An 18,856-nucleotide genomic window follows, 5' to 3' on the forward strand; every position below is an offset into this window, starting at 1 on the left:
TCAGCCCTGGATCGGCCGGGCGAAAACGTCGGACGGGTCTGGCAAGCTCTCCGCATGTCGACGCATGCGCTCCCCCGCCAGGTGCGGATCGGCTATGCCCTGGGGTCGGTCGCGACCGGCTCGTTCGGGACCGTGCCAGGTCTGTTGTTGTTGCCGTATCTGACCGACACCTTGGGGATCGCGGCCTTCCTGGCCGGTGCGATCGTGCTGCTGCCCAAGGCCCTCGACGTGGTGCTCAATCCCATTGCCGGCCGGATCAGCGATCGGCACGTCTCGCCGCTCGGGCCGCGTCGCCCGTTCCTGTTGCGCGGCGGCGTCGCCCTGGCCGTCTGTTTCGCCTTGCTCTTCGCGGCTCCGGATCTCGGTTCGAAGGTCATCGATGGCGCCTGGGTGCTGGTCGCGTTCCTCGCTTGCGCGACCGCGTATGCGTTCTTCCAAGTGCCGTACGTCGCGATGCCCGCCGAGATCACCGACGACTATGGCGAGCGGACTCGGTTGATGGCCTGGCGCGTCGCCGTACTGACGCTGGCCATCCTCATCAGCGGCGGAAGTGCGCCTGCCATCCGGGACGCCCTTGGCGGTCGCGACGGCTATCGCGTGATGGGGCTGACCGTCGCGGGGCTCCTGCTGATCGGCACGGTCGGCGCCTACCTCGGCACCCGCAAGGCGCCGATCGGTCCGCCTGCCGAGACGGCCGGGTCATTGCGGGAGCAGTTGCGGGTCGTCGCGCAGGAGGCCGACTTCCGGCGGTTGTTGCTGACGTTCATGCTGCAAGCCCTCGCGACCGGCGGCATGCTCGCGGGTATCGACTACCTCGCGAGGTACATCCTGGGCGACAGCAGCGCCTCGACCGTGTTGTTCCTCTGCGTCGTCGGTCCAGCGCTGTTGGTCAGCCCGATTTGGCAGGCCATCGGTGCGCGCTTCGGCAAGAAGACGGGGTACGTCGCCGCGTCCGTTCTGCTCGCACTCGGCGCGGCCGGTCTTGCCGCCGCGCAGGCCGTGCCCGTCGCCGTGGTCTACCTCTCGACGGCATTGGTGGGCATCGGCTTCACCGGCGCACAGGTATTCCCGATGGCGATGTTGCCCGACGTGGCCGCGGTGGATACGGCCCGCAGTGGCATGCGTCGCGCGGGCGTATTCACCGGCATCTGGACTGCTGGGGAGACCCTCGGCCTCGCGCTTGGGCCTGGGTTGTTCGCGTTGGTCCTGCAGTTCGGGGGTTATGTGTCGTCGACCGGTGACCAGGCCGTTCAGCCCGGCTCGGCGCTGACCGCGATCGTGCTCGGCGTCTCCCTGGTTCCGGCCGCGCTTATCCTCGTCAGCCTGTTCTCCCTCAGCCGTTATCGCCTCAACGCCGGCGAGGTCCAATCCGTGGAGGCGCGATGAACGACGTACTGGCGAGACTCCAGGCCCTCCAGGCGGGCGATCTGCCGACGCATGGTGGCAGCACGCTTGCGTATGTCTACGATTCCGGCCTCGCGGAAGCCGACGAGATCGGCCGCCAGGCCCTGGCGATGTACGGCTCCACGAATGGCCTCGATCCGACGGTCTTCCCGAGTCTGCGCAAACTGGAGAACGACCTCATCGCGCACGCCACTCGCCTTCTCCACGGCCCTGGTACGACGGTTGGCACGGTCACGTCCGGCGGGACCGAGTCGATCCTGCTGGCGGTCCAGACGGCTCGCGATTCCCGGCCCGACATCGCGAATCCCAGCATGGTGTTGCCGTCCACCGCGCATGCCGCCTTCCACAAGGCGGCCCACTATTTCGGCGTCCGGGCCGTCCTGGTGGACGTCGATCCCGCCACCTTCCGAGCCGACCCGGACGCGATGGCGGCGGCGTTTGACGCCACGACCGTGCTGGTCGTCGCCAGCGCCCCGTCGTACGCGCATGGTGTCGTCGACCCCATCCCGGCCATCGCCGCCGCGGCCAACGCCCGGGACATCCGGTGTCACGTGGACGCGTGTATCGGCGGGTGGGTGTTGCCGTATCTGGACGACTCCCCCGCGTTCGACTTCGCGGTGCCAGGGGTGACGAGCGTTTCGGTCGACCTGCACAAATACGCGTACACCCCGAAAGGCGCGTCGATCCTGTTGCATCGGACGCCCGCGTTGCGACGGCCTCAGTTCTTCGCGCATGCGGACTGGCCGGGTTACACGATGCTCAACGCGACGACCCAGTCGACGAAATCCGGCGCACCACTCGCCGCGGCCTGGGCCGTCATCCAGCACATCGGCGACGACGGATACCGCCGCTTGGCCGCGACCGCCGTCGCCACCACCCGTCGTCTGGCGGACGCGGTGAGCGAAATCGACGGCCTGACGTTATTGGCCGAGCCCGCGACGACCCTCTTCGCCGTACGGGCGGACGAGCGGGCCGACGTCTTCACCATCGCGGACGAGTTGGCCGAGCGCGGGTGGTTCGTGCAGCCGCAACTGGCGTTCCGTGGCGAGCCGCCTTCGTTGCACTTCAGCGTCAGCGCTGCGACGGCCACGCGGTACGACGAACTCGTGGCCGCGCTGGTCGCCTCGGTGGAGGCGGCGCGTTCGGCCGGGCCGGTGCGAGTGGCGGCCGAGTTGGCGGCGGCGGCCGCGGCGATCGATCCGGCGACCCTCGATGACGCCGCGTTCGACGGCCTGCTGGAATTGGCGGGGCTGGGTGCCGCCAATGCGCTGCCTGATCGGATGGCACCGGTGAACGCCCTGCTGAACGTCGCACCACCTCGGTTGCGGGAGGCCCTGCTGGTCGCCTTCCTGGACCGGCTGATGCGTCCCGAAACCGCTGAGGAGAGTCCGGTATGACCGAGCCATACGCCAGCACCCCCGTGTTGCCGCAGTCGGTGCTGACGCCACTGAGCGGTTCGGCCATCTTCCTGGTCGTGCGGATCGAGCCGGGCGGCGAGCCGATGGCCCGGGAGATCCTCGAAGACGTCGGCGGGCTGGTTCGTTCGGTGGGCTTCCGGGTGCCGTCGGGGCAGCTCTCCTGCGTGACGAGCATCGGGTCGGACGCGTGGGATCGCCTTTTCGCCGGGCCGCGGCCCGCCGGGCTGCACCCGTTCATCGAGCTCAACGGCGCCACGCATCGGGCGGTGTCGACGCCTGGAGATCTGTTGTTCCATATCCGCGCGGCTCAGCAGGACCTGTGCTTCGAATTGGCCGGGCAGATCATGAAGAAGGCCGGTTCGGCGCTGACCGTGATCGACGAGGTGCACGGCTTCAAGTACTTCGAGATGCGCGACCTGCTCGGCTTCGTGGACGGCACCGAGAACCCGGTCGGCGTCGAGGCGGAGGCGGCCGTGCTGATCGGCTCGGAGGACTCGGAATTCGCCGGCGGAAGCTACGTGATCGTGCAGAAGTACCTGCACGACCTCGAAGCGTGGAACGAGTTGACCGTCGAGGAACAGGAGCGAGTCGTCGGCCGGACCAAGCTGGACGACATCGAGCTCCCGGACGAGAAGAAGCCGTCGAACGCCCACGTCGCCCTCACCGTGGTGGAGGACGAGGACGGCAACGAGCTGGCGATCCTGCGCGACAACATGCCATTCGGCACGATCGGGACGAAGGAGTTCGGCACCTACTTCATCGGTTACGCCCGTACACCCGCGGTGACCGAGTTGATGCTGCGCCGGATGTTCATCGGTGAGCCCGAGGGCAACCACGACCGCATCCTCGACTTCTCCCGCGCGGTCACGGGAACGCTGTTCTTCACCCCGTCCGCCGCCTTGCTCGACGACCTGCCCGGGCCGCCCGAGGGCTGACCCGGAATTGTCGGTGGCGTGCTACAGACTGGGTTCATGTTGCTTGCGGATGTGGTGGCCACCTCGACGGCGCTCAGCCAGACGCGGTCGCGCCGCGCGAAGGCCGATCTGATCGCGACGCTGCTCACCACCGCGACCGACCCGGTCGAGACCGAGATCGTCGTGACGTACCTGTCCGGCGAGCTGCGCCAACGACGTACCGGCGTGGGCTGGCGGACGTTGGCGGACGCACCGGAGCCGGCCGTTTCCCCTGCGCTCACGATCGAGCAGGTGGACGCCGCCTTTGCCGCGTTGGCCGCGATGGCCGGAGCGGGTTCGCAGGCCAAGCGGCGGGAGGCGGTCGACGCGTTGTTCGGGCAGGCCACGGCCGAGGAGCAACGTTTCCTGCGGCTCTTGGTCAGCGGCGAGTTACGCCAAGGCGCGCTCGACGGCGTGATGGCCGATGCCGTCGGCAAGGCCACGGGTATTCCGCTGGAGAAGATCCGGGCCGCCACGATGTTGCGCGGTGCGGCCGCGCCGGTGGCCGTCGCGGTGCTGACCGAGGGCGAGGCCGGTCTCGACCAGTTCGGGCTGGTGGTCGGGCGTGGCGTGCAGCCGATGCTCGCCCAGTCGGCCACGACGGTCGCGGACGCGATGGCCAAGACGGGTGTGCCCGCGGCGATCGAGTGGAAGCTCGACGGCATCCGCATCCAGGCCCATCGGGATGGCTCGCAGGTCACGGTTTTCACCCGCACGTTGGACGACATCACCACTCGCGTGCCGGAGGTGGTTTCGGCCGTGCTCGCGCTCAAGTGCGAGCAGGTCGTGCTCGACGGCGAGCTGATCGCGCTCCGGGCGGATGGCCGGCCCGAGGTCTTCCAGGTCACCGGCTCACGTACGGCGACCAAGGCCGCGACTGGTCCCGACAGCGTGCCCCTCACGCCGTACTTCTTCGACATCCTGCACATCGACGGACACGACCTGCTGGGGCTCGACGGCGCCGAGCGGCACGAGTGGTTGAGCACGCTGGTGCCCGAGGCCAGCCGGATCCCCCGCTTTGTCACCGAGGATCCGGTTGCCGGCCAGGCCTTCTTCGAGGATGCGGTCCAGCGCGGCCACGAAGGGGTGATGGTCAAGTCGCTCGGCGTCGCGTATGAGGCTGGTCGCCGTGGCGCCGGCTGGGTGAAGGTGAAACAGACCCACACCCTCGATCTGGTCGTGCTCGCGGCCGAGTGGGGACATGGCAGGCGCCAGGGCAAACTGTCGAACATCCATCTGGGTGCGCGCGACGAGGAGACCGGCGAATTCGTCATGCTCGGCAAGACCTTCAAGGGCATGACCGACGAGCTGCTGGCGTGGCAGACGGAGAAGTTCCAGTCGATCGAGCTGAGCCGCGACGCCTATACCGTGTTCGTGCGGCCTGAGGTGGTGGTCGAGATCGCCTTCGACGGCGTCCAGAACTCGACGCGTTATCCGGGCGGCATGGCGCTGCGCTTCGCCCGCGTGCTGCGCTACCGCGACGACAAGACCCCCGCCGAGGCCGACACCGTGCAAGCCGTGCGGGCTGTCCGCGCCCTCCATCAACCGGAGCAAGCAGATGACTGAGAACCAGCAACTCGAGCCCGATCGGGAGCGCGACGCGAACCGACTGGCCGCGGCCGCGCGCGAGGCGAACGATCCGACCGGCTGGTTCGACCGGCTGTACGTCGCGGCCGGGCAGGGCGAGGCCGTGGTGCCGTGGGATCGCGGTGGGCCGAATCCCGCCCTGGTCGAGTGGATCGAGAAGGTTCGGCCCACCGGCGAACGGGCGCTGGTCGTCGGCACCGGTCCCGGCTGGGATGCCGAGTTCGTCGGCAGCCTCGGCTTCGAGACGACGGCCTTCGACATTTCTCCGGCCGCGATCGAGGCGGTCCGTGCGGCCCATCCCGACTCGCCGGTGCACTACCAGGTCGCGGATCTGCTGAATCCGCCGGCCGAGTGGCGTCAGTCGTTCGACTTCATCGTCGAGATCTATACCGTGCAGTCCTTGCCGGAGGACCTTCAGCCCGCGGCGACGGCCAACGTGTCGGCCCAACTCGCGCCGGGCGGCTCGTTGCTCGTGATCGCGTCCGCCCGGGATGAGCCCGTTCAACCGGTCGACGGTCCGCCGTGGCCGCTCAGCCGGGCGAGTGTGGAGGCCTTCGCCACCGATGGCGTCCGCCAGGTCGAGCTCGAGCGGCTGCCCCATCCGACCGCGCCCGGTTCCTACCGCTGGCGAGCGTTGTTCACCCGCTGATCGAGCTGCCGACGATGGCGATCACCGTCCGCGAGACCTGATCACCAGGACCCGCCGCCACCACCTCCACCGCCGTCGCCCGCGGAACCACCGCCGGAGCTGGAGTCGAAGCCGCTGCTGAAGCCGGACGAACTGCCGCCACCTCCGCCGAAGCCCGAGCTGCCGCCGCCCGAGAACCAGCTCGAGCCGGACGAAGACTCGGTCGGTGGCGGCGCCGGCGGGGTGAACGACAAGCTCAACTGCTGCGCGAGCAGAACCGTCGTAAAGGAGGTGTCGAAGTACGACGGCCCGTCGTACCAGTCGGCCGTCGCCGGGATCCGGCCGGCCGCGACGAGCTCGGCGCAGACCTCCTGCCAGCGATCGGCCAGGCCGAAGGCGATTGCCCAAGGCAAGTACCGGCTGAAGATGTCCTCGCCCTCCTCGAACCGCAGCTGGTCCGCCTCGGCCGTCGCGAGGTACGTCTTGAACCCGAGCACCTGGTCGGTCATCGCACGCCCGGCGGCCGATCGACAGCCCTTGGCCCGCGCGTTGCTCATCACGTTCAGGCTGATACCGGCGACCAGCATCGCGCCGGCCACCAGTACGCCGTCCACGAAATGCCTGGTGCCGTTGCCGACGATGAAGCCAAGAATGAGCCCGACCCCGCCGAGGCCGATCGCCAGTCCGAGACCGCCACCGGAGGTCGACGGCATCCGCTCGTACCAGGCGTGCTTGTACACCTGGTGCCGTACGTGGTCGACCAGCCTTCCGTGCGCCGTCGCCATACTGCCGTCACCGCGTCGCAGCGTGCGGCTCTCCCCCGCCTGGAGCGGCTGGAACAACGCGTTCAGCAGCTCCCGCTCATGCGGGTGTTTCGTCAGCGCAGGATCGAGCAGAACTACGGTCGTCGTGGACCTGTCCGTGCCGCCCTCGATCCGAACGGCGCCTCGCACCGCCAGATCGACCAACGTTGCGGCCGTCTCGACCGTCGTGAGTTCGCCGTCGAGCAGGAAGCCCGCCTCGGCCACCGCGATCGGCGGCGGCGAATACGCGACCGGAATCTGGTTATCCCGCAACGTGTTCGGGCCGACCACAGCGCCTGCCAAGCCAGTCGTACCCGGCGGCAGCTCGGCATACCGCTTGTCCCGACGCGACGTACGCGTCCGCGCGATCGCGCCCACCGGCACCAGCAGGCCCACCGCCCCGGCCGCGACCAGCACACCGGCCGACGCGCCGTCCTTCATCGGCTCCTCTTCCCAGGGCCCACTATCGGTCGGGTACGGGTAGTCACCACCGGGATAGTCCGTCGGATCACTAGTCGGCTCAACGCCGCTATCCGCAGCCTCCTCGAGCACCGGCTTGTCGTTGCGGACCAGGCCCGGCTTGATCGCCGCGACGTACGTCAGCTGACTCCCCCGCGGCAGCGACGGGTGCGAGAAGACGCCCTTCCCAGCCTTGACCGCGCGACTCGCACACCGCGTTTTACTCTTGCCCGGAGCGGCCCAGCAGTCGACCTTCGTCACTCCACCCGGCACCTGGAGCGTCACGCCGATCTTGCTCATCGGCCCGCTCCACCGGGAGCCGGTGGCGTCCCAATACACCTCGCTGTGGTCCTTGAAGTGCCGCAGCGCTCCCGTCACCCGGTACTTGATGACGTACGTCGCGGTCGGGCCGCTGACGGTCTCATCCGCCGAGCCGATCCGGAGCCGCAGGCCGACCTGGCGTCCGAGCCCCTGGTCGAGATCGAGTGGTTCCTCGCTCACCTCGGCGTTCGCGCCGGAGGGGCTCGAGACCTGGACGCCGGTCACGCGATAGAGCTGGTCCTTGCTCAGATCGTCCACATACGGCTCGCGCACCAGCAGGTCGCGGAAAATGCCATGCGGGTCTGCCTTGCCGAACCGATAGACAATCGTCTCCGTCACATGCAGCACGCCGTCACTGTAAGTGGCGACCAGGATCACGATCGGCGATCCGCCCGTTGCAGGTACCTGCAGCCCTCAGGTGGGAACCACGGCGGGTCACGACGCGTCGTGGATCACCCCGGTCAGGGTCAACGGCAGCTTCGGTGTATCGCCACTCGAGCTCGTGACCTTGACCTGGAACCGCTCATCCGGCTCGTCCAGGCCGTCCGCGATCGCCGGCACCGCCAGCCAACCCACCGTCTGGCCGAGCGCGATCTCCCCTTGGTCCACCGGGTACGGCGGATCGCTCGGCGGGCTCATCGAACTCCGGAAGTCCTTGCCCAACTCGGCCGTACCGTTCACGAACTCGCCTTCGAACCACCAGACCTTGTCGCTCGGCGCCGACAACTTCATCGGGAAGCGAATCGTGCCGCCTTCGGTTCCTTCGCCGTCTCCGATCGTCAGCACCGGTTCCGGGTCGTCGTCCAGCACCTTGCCCACGCCGGCCGCGTCGGTCACCACCGCGTCGTGCGCACCGGACAGCACCATCCCGAACGACACATCCCAACCATCCCGCGTGTTCGCATGCACCGGCACCTCGACCTTCAGCCGGGTCTGGCCGGGCTCGAACACGATCCGCTGCAGCCTTCGCGGCACCACGTTGCCCTCGCCGCTCCGGTACCAAACGGTCTCTGCGTTCACGCTCACCGGCACCGTCGACGGCCGGGACATCGAGACTGTGAAGCCGACCGACTTCGTGCCGCTATCCCCCTCGACGATCTCGGGCGCATCGCTGACCGACAGCGTCGGCAAGGCGATCGGACCCGTCGACCCGACGCCCGGCTTCGAGAAGGCGAGATCCGAGACGTACGCCGATCCGGCCGCGACCCGATCCGTACGGAACTCCACCGTCCGAACGTCGGCAAGATCCACCCCACGCAACGCCGCCAGCTCGAACCGCACCACACCATCGCGACGTGACCACGCCAACCGCGTCACCGCCGGAATGGGCGCGAGCGGCGCGAGGGCCGCCACATCCCAATGCGGATAGCGCAACACCAGATCGCTCGCCACACACGCCATCCCCGCACACGCCCGAGCCGTCACGCTGCCGCGAATCGCATCGGCGGGCAGCGGAGCGTCGAGCCGATTCAGGTCGTACCGCGTCGCCGCCTGAGCAGTGACTCGCGTGATCGCCCGGCCGACCGAGGCGGGCTTCGCGTTCGAGCCGTCCAGCAACGGCAGCAACGCCTTCTCGCCACCGAGTTCGATCCGGAAGAACCCGGCGATGTACGCACGACCGACGGCCAGCTGCTCGGTTGCCGACAACCGCTGTGGCGATTTCGCGCCGCACGGCTGATCGTTCTCGGCCCCTTCCCAGTCCTCGAAGGAGGTGCTGTTGTCGGTCGACGTACCCGGCGTCCATTCGGTGTTGAAGTTGTGGTTGGCCCCGATCGCCACCACGGTCGAACGCGCGGCACGGTCCCCGGTGGCGGCGTAGCGCCCGTCGTCGAAGTAGTGCTGACCTTGCAGGTTGTGCGCATCGCCATCGCAGTACGGCAGGATCACGTTCATCGCCGCCCCCGGCAGCACCGATCGGACAAAGTTGACCGGGGCAAGCGGTTGGACCGCGCGGATGCCGTACGGCGCACCGCGCTCGAGGTTGATCAACCCGGCCCGTACGACGCCCTCACCACCTCGCGAGTGGCCCATCAACCCGACGTTGCCGAGATCCACCTTGCCCACGTACGTCGTACCGAACGGGATGCCGCCGGTGGTCGACCACTTCCGCCAAAGGTCGAGGTGTGCCAGCACCAGCTCACCGCGGGCCTGCGTACCGGTGTCGTAGCTGTCGCCGTCCTGCGCGTTGATGCCGTTGGCGCTGATCGAAACGACCTGGTATCCGTTACTGGCCAGGGCCCGCGCGGGATCGTCGTACCCGCGATAGCTCGGAATCGGCTTCAGCCCCTCGTCACACGGCCAGTACCTGGTGGCCTCGGCGTCGCCGTAGCAGGAGTTGTGCTTGGATCCACCGCCATCGTCTTGCCCTGTTTCGCCTTGGACCAGTCCGCACCACGACCACCGGCCTTCGAACGGCCGCTTTGGACCTCGTGTGACCAAACGAGTTCCACTTTCGTAGCCCGCGCGACCACGCGATCGGTGGTGATCGCCGTGAGAGTCCGGCCGTCCGGCGAGGCCACGGCCCGGCCGATCGGCTTGCCGTTCACCGCGAGGTACGGCAACGACCCGCGCGTCACCACGGGTGCGTCGAGCCGCAACTGGACCCGATATCCGTCCGGCACCTGATCGATCACCCACGGTGGGCGGGCGTGCGCGGTGGTGGTGGACGGCACCACCAGACCACAGGCGACCAGCACCACTGCCGTGACGGCTCTTCCGAATGCACCCACGAAAAGACCTCTTCCTCGCCAGACGGGACAACCTGGAATGAGGTTCGCCGGGTCCGGCCGCAGGCAGGTATCAATCCGTGCTCCGCCACGGCTCAAAGTTGTGCCATGCTGAAACACGGGCCAACTTGGCCCTCGGCGCGGCGTGACGAGTCTGCAGGGGCCAGTCCACGCGACTGAACCCTCGGGAGCCCGCCGTGGTCCACTTCGATCCGGCCGAACCACTAGCCGCTCAGACCTTCGCGGAGCTCGCGCTGGAACTCCATGACGCGCCGAGCGTCGAGGACACAGTCGAGGCGGTGCTCGAATTCGCCCTGCAAGCGGTCAACTGCACCCATGCCGGCCTGACCCTCAGCAGCAGGGGCCGCGCGGAGATCGGCGCGGTCACCGATCCGGCCGTCGAGTCGATCCACCAGTGGCAGATCGACACCGGCGACGGACCGCTCATCACCTCGTTGCGGGAGCAGATCAACATCGGCACCCCCGATACCCGGGCCGATGAGCGCTGGCCCGAATGGGGCAGCAAGATCGCCGAGATGGGTATCGCCAGCGGGTTGCAAGTGCCACTGGCGGTCGGGGACCACACCGTCGGCGTGCTCAGCCTCTACAGCACCGAGGTCGATGCCTTCAGCAACGATGACCTGGCGGTCGCGCACATCCTGGCCTGGCACGCGTCAATCGCCGTGGCCGCCGCCCGGCACCAGGCGTCGATGGTTCAGGCGATCGACGCGCGCAAGCTGGTCGGTCAGGCGATGGGCATCCTGATGATGAAGTTCGACGTGGACGGCGATCGGGCCTTCGCGATCCTGAAGCGCTACTCGCAGGACAACAACCGCAAACTGCGCGACGTCGCGCAGGAGGTCGTCGACACCCGCAAGCTCCCGCACTAGTCAGTTGTCGGCGGCAGCCCGAGGATGGTGAAGTTCTCCTTGCCGATGAACGAGGTGATGGCCGCGATCCGCCCGTCGCGAAGCGTGAACATGTCGATCGACCAAGCGGCGTACTCGCTCTCGCCTTCCGGCCGCAGGTAGCACGCCAGCGCGGGCTGACCGTTCGCGGTGGTCGGGACATGCCGCCAGGAGCCGCAGGTCATCGGCACGTGGACGGCATGGTCCATCACGGCCGTCACGCCGGCGTACCAGTACGGCATCGGCGGCATCGACCAGGTGACGTCCTCGGTGAGCAGCGAGACCAGCAGCTCGGAATCACCTTGTTCCAGGGCCGCGGCGTACCCGGCGACCACTTCGCGCACCCGGGCATCGCCCAGGGTTCGCAGGTTCTGCTGCTGGCTGCGGGCGGGCACCTTGTCCGCGATCTCCTTGCGGGCCCTCGACAGGGCGGAGTTCACCGAGGTGGTCGAGGTCTTCATCGTGTCGGCGATCTCCGCGGCCGAGAACCCGAGTACGTCGAACAGCAGTAGGGCCGCGCGTTGATTGCCCGGGAGGTGCTGCAACGCCGCGACGAAGGCCAGTTCGACGGCTTCGCGCTGCTCGTACCGCGCGGCCGGGCTTGCCAGCTCATTGGTCAGCCCGGTATCGGCGTACGGCCCGAGAAAGGCGACATCGGTCAGCGGTCCCTGGTCGAGCACGACGGTGTCTCTCGATGGCCCGAGGTCGACCGGCATCGCCCGCCGTCCACGGCTCTCGGCCGCGTCGAGACAGGTGCGGGTGGCAACGGTGTAGAGCCAGGACCGCAACGAGCTACGCCCCTCGAACCGGGGTAACGCCCGCCACGCGCGCAACAACGCGTCTTGCAAGGCGTCGTCGGCGTCGTGGGTCGAGCCGAGCATCCGGTAACAGTGAGCGTGCAACTGACGCCGCAACGGCGCCACCAGCCGGTCGAAGGCGGCGTCATCGCCGGCGCGGGCCAGCGCCAGATCGAGTGATTCTGAAGAAACTTCGCTCACGACCGACGATTCTGCCCGATCCCGGGAGTCTTCACCTGCGACGACGTTCCGAAGTCGTCCGAAGTCGTTCCGAGTCGTTCCGAGCGTGGAGGTAAGACCATGACCGAGGCAGACCTGAAGGCCGATCTGCAGCACTACTTGCGCAAGGCGCGCGCCGCGTTGCTGTGGAAGGTCGAGGGGCTTTCCGAGTACGACGTACGCCGGCCGTTGACCTCGACCGGGACCAACCTGCTCGGCCTGGTGAAACACCTGACGACGGTCGAACTGCTCTATCTGGGGATTGTGTACGACCGGCCTTTCGACGAGTTCCTGCCGTGGTTCCGCGAGGACGCCGAGCCGAATTCGGACATGTGGGCGACCGCCGACGAGTCGCGCGAGTTCATCCTCGGCCTGTATCGCCGGGCCGCGGATCACGCCGACGCGACGATCGAGGCGGTCCCGCTCGACGCGGTCTGCCACATCCCGTGGTGGGGCGAGAACGGCAGCGAGGCCAACCTGCACCAGGTCCTCACCCACTTGATCGCCGAGTGCCACCGCCATGCGGGTCATGCCGATATCGTCCGCGAGCTGATCGACGACAGCATCGGCGAAGGGCCGAACGACGACCGCATCCCGTCCACCGACGCCGGCTGGTGGAAGTCGTACCACAGCCAACTAGAGGAGGCCGCACGATCGGCTGACGGGCTGGCGGTCCGCTGAGCGGGGTCGCGGTCCGCTGAGCGGCTAGGGTCGTGTGGATGGCGAAGAAGATCATCCTGGATTGCGACCCTGGCCACGATGACGCCGTCGCGCTGTTACTCGCGCACGGCAGTCCCGAAATCGACCTACTGGCCGTGACCACCGTGTTCGGCAACCAGACCCTGGACAAGGTGACTCGCAACGCCCTCTCGGTGGCGCGAGTCGCCGGCATCACGGACGTGCCGTTCGCCGCGGGTTGTGCCCGGCCGCTGGTGCGCGGCATCAAGACGGCCGGCGCGATCCACGGCGAGTCCGGGCTCGATGGACCGGTGCTGCCCGAGGCGGCGATCGAGCTGGACCCGCGGCATGCCGTGGACCTGATCATCGACACGCTGATGACCGAACCAGCCGGCACGGTCACGCTGGTGCCGACGGCGGCGTTGACGAATATCGCCCTGGCGGTGCGCAAGGAACCGCGCATCGTCGGGCGAGTTCGCGAGGTCGTGCTGATGGGTGGGGCGTACGCGGCCGGCAACTGGAGCGCGAAGGCGGAGTTCAACATCCTGGCCGATCCCGAGGCCGCGCACATCGTGATCAACGAGCCATGGCCGTTGACGATGGTCGGTCTCGATCTCACCCATCAGGCTCTCGCGACCCCCTCAGTGGTCGAGCGCATTGCGGCTGTTGGAACGGCGCCGGCGAAGTTCGTGGTCGAGCTGATCGACTTCTTCGCCAAGGCGTACGAGGCGAACCAGTTCTTCACCGCTCCCCCGGTCCACGATCCGTGCGCCGTCGCCCGGGTGATCGATCCGGCCGTCATGACAACCCGGCGCGCACCGCTCGACGTCGAACTGAACGGCACCCTCACCCTCGGCATGACCGTCGCCGATCTGCGCGCGCCCGCGCCGGCCGGCTGCACGACCGAGGTCGCGGTCGATCTCGACCACGCCCGCTTCTGGGATCTGGTCATCGACGCGTTGGAACGCATCGGCGACCCGAGTTAGCCGGGCAGTTTGCGGGTGTCGATGACCTCTTGGGCCACGTCGCGAAGTTTGCGGTTGTGGTCCTGGGAGTAGCGCTTCAGGATCGCGAAGGCCCGATCGCCGTCCACGTCGAACTTCATCATCAGGATGCCCATCGCCTGGCCGACCAGCTTGCGCGCGTCAACCGCGCGGGCCATGGTCTCCTCCTGGCGGGCCGCCGCCACGGCGACCGACGCGTGCCGCGCCAGGATGTGCGCGACCGCGAGGTCATCGGCGCTGAACCCGCCGGCCTGCTCGCCGTACAACGTGAGCACGCCCACGGACTGCACACCGATGCACAACGGAACATGTACGGCGCTGCCGACGCCGAGCTCGGAGACCTTCGTCGCCCAGTCGGGCCACCGCGTCTCCGCCGAGGTATCAACGACATCGACGATCTCCTGCGCGCGCAAAGACTCGATCAAAGGGCCTGCGGCGGAGTCGATCTGCCACTGGAAGACCGATTCCAGGACCGAGTCGGTGACCGCGCCGATCTCGGCCCGGCCTCCGCGCGCGGCAAGCACCACGCCCGCGTGCCGGCAGTTCACGGCCTGCAGCGCGAAATCCACTACGGCTTCGACGGTATCGGTCACTGTCGGCGCTCCGTGCAACTCCATCGCGAGCTCCGCGAAAGTGAGCGCCGCGCCCGGATCGGAACGCAGGTCATCCCCAGACGCACCGACGCCACTGGAGAGATCCACTCGTCCATATTGCCCCGGTTATACCCCTCCGGCCAACCATCCCGCCTTTTCATGGGCTTGGCAGTATCCGGCGCGGGCTCGTTCACACCCCGGGCCTCCGCTCATGAGCTCTCGCGCTCTTCCAGGCCGACGGCCTTGCGTAGTTCGCTGGTGGCGTCGCGTAGTTCGTCTGACTCGGCTTCGGCTTCGGCCGAATGGTCCATCAGGGCCGCCAGCGCCGCGGCCACGGCGTTCAGCTTGTCCTGAACGGCGGCATCCGCGCGGGTCTGGCTGTTCTGCAACAGGGCCACCATCAAGAACGTGACGATGGTGGTGATCGTGTTGATGATCAGCTGCCAGGTGTCGACGGTGCCGATGAGGAAGTACGACGGCGCCCAGACCACCACCAGCAGCAGGCAGAACGCGAAGAACCACGCCCGCGAGAAGAATCTCGACGCCGCGCTGGCGAACCGGTCGAACAGGCTCAACCGCCCACTCACATCCGACGGCATGTGCGCCGATCGCGATCCTTTGATCGTCGTGCTCATTCCGGCCTCCCTTGCCATCAGCAACAGGTGCCCGCCGCGTTCCGATTTCATGCCGAACGGGGAGTTGGGTACTGGGAGTGCATGAACAAATACCAAGTCGAGCCGGACCCCCGGCAGGACCGCAAGCCCGACAGCCACGTCCGGCGCTGGGGCGCGGTATACCTGCTGGCCGTGCTGTTCATGGGCTCCTGGCTGGGCCAGTTCTTCACCCAGCTGAGCGAGTTCCGCACTGACCAGCAGGACCACGGCCAGTCGTTCGTCTGGGCGGACTACCTGACCAACTTCTTCGCCAGCACCTTCGAAAACTGGCAAAGCGAATGGCTCCAACTCGTCTTCCAGGCCATCCTCCTCCTCGGCGCCAAACACGTCATCTTCCGAGTAGACGCTGAAGACCTGGAACGCCTAGAAGCCAAAGTCGACCAAATCTCCAAAAAACTAGACACCCCTCCTCCCCAATAACCCACCGCGCGCGCCCCTCACCACGATCGGACGCGAAATGCGCCGCCCGTGGAAACTCTGGCCACGTTCGGACGCAAAATGCGTGACGTACCGGCAAGCCGACACCGCGGAGGCCGTACACGGGGCATGCCCACCTCTCAACCCCGCGGGCGGAATTTGTGGAAACCCCTCCGCGAGGTGCCTCGTTGTGCTTGCGCGCGCGACATAACCAGGCACTTCGCGGAGGGGTTTTCCACAAATTCCGCATTTCGCGTCCGACCGTGGGTGGGAGGGCTCGCGAGTGGCAAGGGGTGGTGCGGGGGTGGGGGCTAGCGGGGGTGGAGGGGTTTCGTGGCGGGGCCGTCGAGGATGGTGCCGGTGGGGGTGAAGCGGGAGCCGTGGCAGGGGCAGTCCCAGGTGGATTCGGCGGGGTTCCAGGAGAGGGCGCAGCCCATGTGCGTGCATACCGGGGAGACCTTGTGGAGGTTGCCGTCGTGGTCGCGGTAGGCGCCGACTGTGCTGCCGTCGACATCAAGGAGTCCGCCTTGGCCGACTTCCAGATGGTCGGCGCCACCTTTGAGCGTGCGCCGGAGGTGCCCGGCGGCGAACGCCTTGCTGACCTTCAGATTGTCCTTGACCATTTCCGCGACCGCGCGCGGGCCGCCGATGCGGCGTGCGTCGTACAGCTCGGTCCACGGGTTGTCGCGCCCGGCGATCACGTCGCGCAGCAGCATCGCGGCCGCCGTACCGTTGCTCAGACCCCACTTCCGCATCCCGGTCGCGACGAGAATGGCGGAACTTTCGGGCGTCCGGCCGACGTACGGCAACATGTCCACCGTGTTGTAGTCCTGGGCCGACCAGCGATACTCCACCGCGACCTCGTCCACGCCCCAGGTCGACGCGACCCAGTCGATCAGACCTTGGTACCGGCCTTGCGTGTCCTCCACCGTGCCCGTCTCGTGGCTGCCGCCGACCACGATGAGGCCGTTCGGGCCGCCGCCGGGCCAGGGCCGCGTGGATCGGACCTGCTCGTCGATGGAAATGGCCATCCCGCGAGGGGCCGGTTCGGGCAGCTGTACGGCGATCCCGTACGAGCGGCTCGGCCGGGTCCGCGCGAAGTATCCCCCGGTCATACCGATCGGGAGGAGGGTCGCGAGCACGGCGTACCGGGCATCGACCGCCGCACCGCCCTCGGTGGACACGCGGCCCTTACGACTCACGTCGACCACGCGGCTGTGCTCGTAGACGCGCACGCCTTCATCCACCAGCGCCGAGGCCAATCCCGCTAAGTAAAGCCCTGGGTGCAACTGGATCTGGTTGTCGAACCGGATGGCCTCGACCACACCCGGTAGTCCGACCTCGCCCGCATCCGCCAACGCCACGTCCAGCCCAAGCGCCGAGAGGCCCAGCTCGGTCGTAGCCGCGACCTCGGCCGCGATCCGGTGAGCGCGGTCCGGATCCGTCGTATAGGTGTAAGCAGGCGCCCGGATCAACTCGCAGTCGATGCTCTCGCCGAGGCGTGCGACCTCCTCGACGCCGGCCAGGTTCGCTGCGGCGTACAGCTCGGCCTTCTCGCTGCCGTGCCGCTTGGCGAGATCGGCGTAGATGAGGCTGTGCTGCGCCGTGACCTTGCCCGTGGTGTTCCCGCTCGTACGGGCGCCGATCCGGCCGCCCTCGAGAAGCACAACCTCCGCGCCCTCCTGCGCCGCCAGCAAGGCGGTCGTGAGTCCGATCAGCCCTCCACCGACCACGACCACATCCGCCCGCAGCTCACCGGCCGCCGCCTCGAATCGAGGCATGGTCGCGGTCGCGAGCCACACGCTGTCGTTCACAGCAGGACGCGAAGGTTGCTCCACTCGTGTCCGGTACCCATTTCAGCGCCGATCAGCGGGACACCTCGTGTACGACATCCCCGGTCACCCGCTCAGGCATCGCCCGGGCGACGTCCGCCTGAGCGATGATCCCGACCAGTTTGTGCCCATCGATGACCGGCAGCCGCCGCACCTGGTGCTGCGCCATCATCTGCAGCGCCTCCCCGATGTCGTCGTCCGCCCCGATCGTGATCGGCTTGCCCTGGGCCAACTGCCCGGCCATCGTCGACGCCGGGTCACCGCCATCGGCGATGCAGCGAACCACGATGTCCCGATCGGTCAGCATGCCTTTGAGGCGTTGGTCCTCGCCGCAGATGGGCAACGAACCGACGTCCAGATCGCGCATCTTCCGGGCCGCGTCAACCAGGCTCTCGTTCTCGCCAACGCACTGCGCTCCGGCAGTCATCAGGTCTCGCGCACTAGTCACAACGCTCACCTACTCTCTCGGATCGCCTTAGGCGCCCGGTGCCCCTACCCGACCCGCTCAAAACCGTCACGCGGTGGGCTTGGTGGCCTTGCCGTCGAGCCAGAGGGTGTCGGAATCGTCGCGATGTACGCCGGTGGTGCCAACGTGTTTCGTGGAGATCTTCGGGCCGTTCTTGATCACGTGCACCAACGCCATCGCGTGACCCCGGCCGAGGTCGTAGTCGGCCTTGAGCCAGTCCGCGATCGCCCCGGCCTTCACCGAAGGACCCTCGAACCCACGCTCACGCGCCTGCTCCACCAGCTGCCGCGGGGTCAGACCGGTCTTCTCCTCGATCTTGTCGAGATACGCCTGGAACGACATCTTCAGCCTTCTTTCCTCGTACGACGGCCTCGCTCGCCGGGCCGTCCGTAAGGCCGCCAGCGGCCGCCTCACCACTGCGTCGAACCGCCCAGCCCGATTTCGACACCACGCCTGTCGGGAATATCGACCCTTACGGCGGCTAGCTTCCGATCATGAGCATGTCGAGCCAGAAGTCTGCCGAACTGACCGGCGGCGAGCGGGTCGGAGTCGCCTGCGCGGGGATGATGGCGGCCCTACTCGTCGCGGCCTGCGCCTCCGTGGCGATCGCCTTGTCCGGGAGCCTGGGCTCGCTGGTCATCGGCGTGGCAGTCGGCGGGATTGTCGGCGCCGGCGGGCTGTACTGGTTCTCGGTCGCCAACGGCCTCGGCCACGCCTTCGGCCTCACCACCGCCGCTTTGCTGACGTTGACCGGCCTGTTCGGCGTATTCCCTTCGCTCGACCACCCCAGCGGCCTGGTCATCCTGCTAACCGGCCTCCTCCTATCCGCAGTGGCCGCCGCGATGCTCACCGACCGCCAACGGGCCGCCACCGGTTACCGCGCAATCGGCGTACTCACCGCATTGATCGCCCTGGCCATATTCGTCTGGATCTTCAGCATCGAGCACACCTGGTTCGACGTCTGAAAGA

Annotated in this window: 19 protein-coding genes; 11 read left to right on the forward strand and 8 right to left on the reverse strand. The window is 67.8% G+C overall.

Translation table 11 applies throughout. The annotated features are described in order from the left end of the window. Positions 1–54: 54 nt before the first annotated feature. From OG394_RS07780 to OG394_RS07800, 5 genes are read left to right on the forward strand one after another with little or no spacing between them, the layout of a single operon-like run. A complete protein-coding gene (locus tag OG394_RS07780) occupies positions 55–1,386 on the forward strand; it encodes an MFS transporter (RefSeq protein ID WP_328994319.1) in 1,332 nt (443 codons plus the stop codon). After that, on the forward strand, positions 1,383–2,801 hold the full coding sequence (locus tag OG394_RS07785) for a pyridoxal phosphate-dependent decarboxylase family protein (RefSeq protein ID WP_328994320.1): 1,419 nt from the start codon (positions 1,383–1,385) through the stop codon (positions 2,799–2,801). Before OG394_RS07780 ends, OG394_RS07785 begins: the two co-directional genes overlap by 4 nt. Next, positions 2,798–3,757: a Dyp-type peroxidase gene (locus tag OG394_RS07790; RefSeq protein ID WP_328994321.1), complete on the forward strand. Its 960-nt coding sequence runs from the start codon at positions 2,798–2,800 to the stop codon at positions 3,755–3,757. Before OG394_RS07785 ends, OG394_RS07790 begins: the two co-directional genes overlap by 4 nt. A gap of 36 nt (positions 3,758–3,793) precedes the next feature. Beyond that, entirely contained in the window at positions 3,794–5,341 is a 1,548-nt protein-coding gene (locus tag OG394_RS07795) for an ATP-dependent DNA ligase (RefSeq protein WP_328994323.1), read from the forward strand. Beyond that, positions 5,334–6,011 carry a class I SAM-dependent methyltransferase gene (locus OG394_RS07800; protein WP_328994325.1) on the forward strand — a complete coding sequence of 226 codons (678 nt, stop codon included), beginning with the start codon at positions 5,334–5,336 and terminating at the stop codon, positions 6,009–6,011. Before OG394_RS07795 ends, OG394_RS07800 begins: the two co-directional genes overlap by 8 nt. A 41-nt stretch (positions 6,012–6,052) precedes the next feature. Here OG394_RS07800 and OG394_RS07805 read toward each other — a convergent pair whose 3' ends face one another. Both OG394_RS07805 and OG394_RS07810 read right to left on the reverse strand, forming a co-directional pair. Continuing rightward, positions 6,053–7,921 carry a DUF2207 domain-containing protein gene (locus tag OG394_RS07805; protein ID WP_328994327.1) on the reverse strand — a complete coding sequence of 623 codons (1,869 nt, stop codon included), beginning with the start codon at positions 7,919–7,921 and terminating at the stop codon, positions 6,053–6,055. A gap of 87 nt (positions 7,922–8,008) precedes the next feature. Further along, entirely contained in the window at positions 8,009–10,012 is a 2,004-nt protein-coding gene (locus OG394_RS07810) for a hypothetical protein (protein WP_328994328.1), read from the reverse strand. Positions 10,013–10,063: 51 nt separating this feature from the next. Between OG394_RS07810 and OG394_RS07815 the strand changes: the two genes are divergently transcribed. After that, a complete protein-coding gene (locus tag OG394_RS07815; protein WP_328994329.1) occupies positions 10,064–10,198 on the forward strand; it encodes a hypothetical protein in 135 nt (44 codons plus the stop codon). Between the two features lie 298 nt (positions 10,199–10,496). Then, positions 10,497–11,189 (forward strand): GAF and ANTAR domain-containing protein, encoded by a 693-nt coding sequence (locus tag OG394_RS07820; RefSeq protein ID WP_328994330.1) that lies wholly within the window; start codon positions 10,497–10,499, stop codon positions 11,187–11,189. Here the strand turns inward: OG394_RS07820 and OG394_RS07825 are convergent. Next, positions 11,186–12,205, reverse strand: a complete 1,020-nt coding sequence (locus OG394_RS07825) for a sigma-70 family RNA polymerase sigma factor (RefSeq protein WP_328994331.1) — start codon at positions 12,203–12,205, stop codon at positions 11,186–11,188. The two genes, OG394_RS07820 and OG394_RS07825, sit on opposite strands and share 4 nt — an antisense overlap. Positions 12,206–12,304: 99 nt before the next feature. Between OG394_RS07825 and OG394_RS07830 the strand changes: the two genes are divergently transcribed. Together OG394_RS07830 and uriH are read left to right on the forward strand one after the other, a co-directional pair. Next, the gene (locus OG394_RS07830) at positions 12,305–12,904 is read left to right on the forward strand and encodes a DinB family protein (protein WP_328994332.1); all 600 of its coding nucleotides are present in this window, start codon (positions 12,305–12,307) and stop codon (positions 12,902–12,904) included. A 38-nt stretch (positions 12,905–12,942) separates the two neighbouring features. Then, on the forward strand, positions 12,943–13,887 hold the full coding sequence (gene uriH, locus OG394_RS07835) for a uridine-preferring nucleoside hydrolase UriH (RefSeq protein ID WP_328994333.1): 945 nt from the start codon (positions 12,943–12,945) through the stop codon (positions 13,885–13,887). On the opposite strand, the gene OG394_RS07840 is transcribed toward uriH, so the two are convergent. Both OG394_RS07840 and OG394_RS07845 read right to left on the reverse strand, forming a co-directional pair. After that, the gene (locus OG394_RS07840) at positions 13,884–14,522 is read right to left on the reverse strand and encodes a GAF and ANTAR domain-containing protein (protein WP_328996811.1); all 639 of its coding nucleotides are present in this window, start codon (positions 14,520–14,522) and stop codon (positions 13,884–13,886) included. The two genes, uriH and OG394_RS07840, sit on opposite strands and share 4 nt — an antisense overlap. A gap of 185 nt (positions 14,523–14,707) precedes the next feature. Then, entirely contained in the window at positions 14,708–15,133 is a 426-nt protein-coding gene (locus OG394_RS07845; protein ID WP_328994334.1) for a low affinity iron permease family protein, read from the reverse strand. Between the two features lie 81 nt (positions 15,134–15,214). On the opposite strand from OG394_RS07845, the gene OG394_RS07850 reads away from it, so the two are divergent. Beyond that, positions 15,215–15,592 (forward strand): DUF6766 family protein, encoded by a 378-nt coding sequence (locus tag OG394_RS07850; RefSeq protein WP_328994335.1) that lies wholly within the window; start codon positions 15,215–15,217, stop codon positions 15,590–15,592. A 308-nt stretch (positions 15,593–15,900) separates the two neighbouring features. Here the strand turns inward: OG394_RS07850 and OG394_RS07855 are convergent, their stop codons facing one another. The 3 genes from OG394_RS07855 to OG394_RS07865 form a co-directional block, all read right to left on the reverse strand. Next, the gene (locus OG394_RS07855; protein ID WP_328994336.1) at positions 15,901–17,403 is read right to left on the reverse strand and encodes an FAD-dependent oxidoreductase; all 1,503 of its coding nucleotides are present in this window, start codon (positions 17,401–17,403) and stop codon (positions 15,901–15,903) included. Between the two features lie 52 nt (positions 17,404–17,455). After that, positions 17,456–17,869 (reverse strand): CBS domain-containing protein, encoded by a 414-nt coding sequence (locus OG394_RS07860; RefSeq protein ID WP_328994337.1) that lies wholly within the window; start codon positions 17,867–17,869, stop codon positions 17,456–17,458. Positions 17,870–17,935: 66 nt separating this feature from the next. Then, entirely contained in the window at positions 17,936–18,229 is a 294-nt protein-coding gene (locus tag OG394_RS07865) for a DUF4287 domain-containing protein (RefSeq protein ID WP_328994338.1), read from the reverse strand. A gap of 152 nt (positions 18,230–18,381) precedes the next feature. Between OG394_RS07865 and OG394_RS07870 the strand changes: the two genes are divergently transcribed. Further along, entirely contained in the window at positions 18,382–18,852 is a 471-nt protein-coding gene (locus OG394_RS07870) for a hypothetical protein (protein WP_328994340.1), read from the forward strand. Positions 18,853–18,856: the final 4 nt, after the last annotated feature.

Source organism: Kribbella sp. NBC_01245 (assembly GCF_036226525.1).
In the GTDB taxonomy this organism is placed as follows: Bacteria; Actinomycetota; Actinomycetes; order Propionibacteriales; family Kribbellaceae; genus Kribbella.

Bases quoted from the DNA above. Each gene is read 5' to 3' on its own strand.
- OG394_RS07790 (WP_328994321.1), top strand. From the start codon at position 2,798: ATGACCGAGCCATACGCCAGCACCCCCGTGTTGCCGCAGTCGGTGCTG.
- OG394_RS07800 (WP_328994325.1), top strand. From the start codon at position 5,334: ATGACTGAGAACCAGCAACTCGAGCCCGATCGGGAGCGCGACGCGAAC.
- OG394_RS07870 (WP_328994340.1), top strand. From the start codon at position 18,382: ATGAGCATGTCGAGCCAGAAGTCTGCCGAACTGACCGGCGGCGAGCGG.
- OG394_RS07865 (WP_328994338.1), bottom strand. From the start codon at position 18,229: ATGTCGTTCCAGGCGTATCTCGACAAGATCGAGGAGAAGACCGGTCTG.
- OG394_RS07795 (WP_328994323.1), top strand. From the start codon at position 3,794: ATGTTGCTTGCGGATGTGGTGGCCACCTCGACGGCGCTCAGCCAGACG.
- OG394_RS07785 (WP_328994320.1), top strand. From the start codon at position 1,383: ATGAACGACGTACTGGCGAGACTCCAGGCCCTCCAGGCGGGCGATCTG.
- OG394_RS07845 (WP_328994334.1), bottom strand. From the start codon at position 15,133: ATGAGCACGACGATCAAAGGATCGCGATCGGCGCACATGCCGTCGGAT.
- OG394_RS07830 (WP_328994332.1), top strand. From the start codon at position 12,305: ATGACCGAGGCAGACCTGAAGGCCGATCTGCAGCACTACTTGCGCAAG.
- OG394_RS07840 (WP_328996811.1), bottom strand. From the start codon at position 14,522: ATGGAGTTGCACGGAGCGCCGACAGTGACCGATACCGTCGAAGCCGTA.
- uriH (WP_328994333.1), top strand. From the start codon at position 12,943: ATGGCGAAGAAGATCATCCTGGATTGCGACCCTGGCCACGATGACGCC.
- OG394_RS07780 (WP_328994319.1), top strand. From the start codon at position 55: ATGTCGACGCATGCGCTCCCCCGCCAGGTGCGGATCGGCTATGCCCTG.
- OG394_RS07850 (WP_328994335.1), top strand. From the start codon at position 15,215: ATGAACAAATACCAAGTCGAGCCGGACCCCCGGCAGGACCGCAAGCCC.